This is a genomic window from Acinetobacter sp. TY1 (assembly GCF_048551395.1).
Lineage (GTDB): Bacteria > Pseudomonadota > Gammaproteobacteria > Pseudomonadales > Moraxellaceae > Acinetobacter.
Genome location: NZ_JBLYZK010000063.1, coordinates 1 through 3,027, shown reverse-complemented (window position 1 = coordinate 3,027; position 3,027 = coordinate 1). Strand labels below are relative to the sequence as shown.

Here is a 3,027-nt window from a genome sequence, read left to right as displayed (position 1 = left end):
AATCAACAGGGTTTTCGGTCTCTAAGTACTTTTTAAAGGGAACATCATCGACTCAAATCTCTATTTGCAACAGTGCCCGATGGACTGCATCTACTCGTAGACTCTACAGGCATGAAGTTTCTAGGTGAGGGCGAATGGAAACGCAAGAAACATGGAGCTGAATATCGTCGCCAATAATGACGTATAAAGTTTTATCTAATTTTTCTTTTTATCCAATTTAAAATTAGGTGCGTACACGGCCTCAACTTTCAATAAAGTATAAAAGGTGTTTGTGTAGGCAATACCCTTACTTTTGATAAGCCAAAAGAAAGCAAAAGCCTTTGTTACCCATACATAACATCCCTATTATGATGGATAACGTGTGGCATCCCTGCCACACTCGTGTATCCAAACGTTGCTTAAATTAAACTATGTAATAGTGGCGACATAAAGGTGCTCTTATCGCTATATATTAAAAACTTAGTGGAATACTGTTTCCAAAGCTTTTAAACCCACTTTGGGATCAAGTAGACCGTTGTAAATTTCAGGGATTTCACGTTCCACCCCAAAAAATTCATAAATGGCAAGCATCGCCCCACGAACTGAATATTCCACAGTAAAGACCACGTCATCTTCAATTTCCACAAACTGTCCAAGGAAAGCAAAGTTTTGTGAGCCTTGTGGAATTACCTGTGGACGATCCCCCGGTTTACGGCAGGCGAATAGGGCAGAGGCGTATGGCATCATGGCGGTAGTAACATCAGTCGTTGCCAAAACATGATCTAAAATGTCGTCAAAACAGAGCTGTTTAATCAGTTCTGTTAGGATTTCTTGCCCCGTGGCTTCGGACATTGGTTTTTTGATGTAATCGCCTATATGGTCAATTTGGAAACCGTAGCCCCATAAGGTATATAAACCTTCAGGTAAGTCGGCAAAGTGTGGCTGTGCAGGAACCACGATGGATAAATGCCAACCTGACTCATACCAAGTCATCAGTGCACCTGTCCCTGGTTCATTGCCTGTATAGTCAATAATACGTTTAAGTAGCACGTCATCTTTCATGGTCAGAGTGAAAGACTCCCACTTATGTTCATCGACATTGCCATAAAAAGTCATTGGACGGCCAAAGTCTGGGGCTTTTTGTGCCAGCGTTTCCCAAAGCGTCCAGCCATGATCTTCTCGATGACGAATAAGGGCAGGCACGTCATGATTACCGCCATAACGTGAGTCTGCTGTAATAGAGCCTAAAGTGAAAATAGCTAAATCATTGGCTTTCAGATTAATTTGCTCTGAGCCTTCAGGCAATTGTACATATAGGCGTGAAGCGTAGCGTTCTTGAGTTTCAGCATTGGTAATGAAGTCTGCATCTGTGACATAGTGTCCAAAACGCACATCGACGCCTTGTGCGACTAACCAACGCTGTAGGGGCAGAATCATCGAGTCATATTGGTTGTACTTGGTACGTTTCACACCCGCTAAGGTATGAATGCGTGGCAATTCTTGAATAAAACGCAAGAAATAGCGTCTTAACTCTGCTGCACTGTGCCATTTTTGAAAAGCGAAAGTCGTGCGCCACATGCGCCAGAAATTGGTTTCAAAAAAGGTTTCATCAAAAAACTCATCAATGCGGCGACTGCCAATTTTTTCTTCTTTTGAAGCTAATAGGCGCAGCATCTGTGCACGATGTAGCGTATTCAGACCAAGCTTTGCTGCATCCGCAATGACATGTTCGGCATCAATCAACCGTGCATTGGCGTGGGTTTTCACTTTTTCATTAAACTCACGACATTCTTCACGCACCGAAATGTCTGGATTTTCCAAAGATGGAATACTGGAAAATAAGTCCCATAGGCACAAATAAGTTTCATCGGTCAGCATTCGCCCACCACGTGTTACCCAAGCTTGCGCGGCATGCGGTGTATGTCCACCATCCATCGAACCACCTGAAATATCGAGTTCTTCTAAAATATGGATATTTTTGGCAGGGACTTTGGCATCACGGATTGCAAATGCAGCAGCAGCCATACCTGCGATACCACCACCAATAATCCAAAGATGGGACTGTTGTGCGTCTAATGGGGTGCGCTTCTTCTTTTGCATGGTTCACCTTTAATAATGATGTTAAAAACTATGAAGTATAAAATGTGATTTAGAAAAACCTTAAAAATAGTATGACTTTTTATATATGAAAAATGTATGAAATGGGAAGCAATTTACTCATTATATTTTGTAATCAAAAAAATGTAAGTAATGGTTATTTTTAATACACATTTGTATTTTTTTTTAAAATAAAATATGATTTAAGTAATTGATTTTATTATTTTATAGAGTAATCACTCTATTTTGATCATATTTGTTTGTGTCTGAAGAATGTGTTTGAAACTAGGCTTTCTATTGATCATTAAAAGATATAATTGAATAATAGATCTCTTTCATAAATCAAAAAACGAGCACCTTTTTGATTGATATTTGTACTCTAATTTTCTTAGCATTCGTGCATAATCTGCGGATGAAATACATTGATTCAAAGAAGCTTTCTGAAACACAGTTTAAGCGATATACAGGCATCTCATGGTCAACCTTTTATTTAAATGGTTGAGCAATTGCAGAAGCATGTTCCAGCTAAAGGCAGACCACCCAAGTTAAGTGTGGAGGATCAGGTTCTGCTCTGTCTGAGCTATTGGCGGGAATACCGAACTTTATTTCACATTGCTACGAGTTATGGGGTTTCAGAGCCTACAGCCTCAAGAATTGTACGTCATGTTGAAGATTGCCTGATTCAGTCCAAGCTGTTTAATTTACCGAAGAATTTGCCCGAAAGCGAAGGCATAGACTGGAATGTGGTGATCCTGGATGCCACAGAAATTCCAATTCAAAGGCCTAAAAAAACAGAAGAAAAACTATAGTGGCAAGAAAAAGACCCATACCTTTAAAGTACAGGCCATCATCCATTATAAAACTCAGCAAATTCGGCACTGTTGCAAATAGGCTGACATGATAAGCTAAATATCTTATTTATTTCGAGATACAGCAGATGAATCCCTTCCA

2 protein-coding genes and 1 pseudogene are annotated in these 3,027 nt (G+C 39.9%); 2 read left to right on the top strand and 1 reads right to left on the bottom strand.

Going from position 1 to position 3,027, the window contains the following annotated elements; all coding sequences use genetic code 11:
- Positions 1-78: 78 nt before the first annotated feature.
- Positions 79-174: pseudogene (locus tag ACK2M2_RS16320) on the top strand (IS5/IS1182 family transposase); the annotation flags it as partial.
- 285 nt (positions 175-459) lie between these two features.
- Here the strand turns inward: ACK2M2_RS16320 and ACK2M2_RS16315 are convergent.
- Positions 460-2,079 (bottom strand): oleate hydratase, encoded by a 1,620-nt coding sequence (locus tag ACK2M2_RS16315; RefSeq protein ID WP_409512966.1) that lies wholly within the window; start codon positions 2,077-2,079, stop codon positions 460-462.
- A gap of 491 nt (positions 2,080-2,570) precedes the next feature.
- On the opposite strand from ACK2M2_RS16315, the gene ACK2M2_RS16310 reads away from it, so the two are divergent.
- A complete protein-coding gene (locus ACK2M2_RS16310) occupies positions 2,571-2,885 on the top strand; it encodes a transposase family protein (protein WP_409512965.1) in 315 nt (104 codons plus the stop codon).
- Positions 2,886-3,027: the final 142 nt, after the last annotated feature.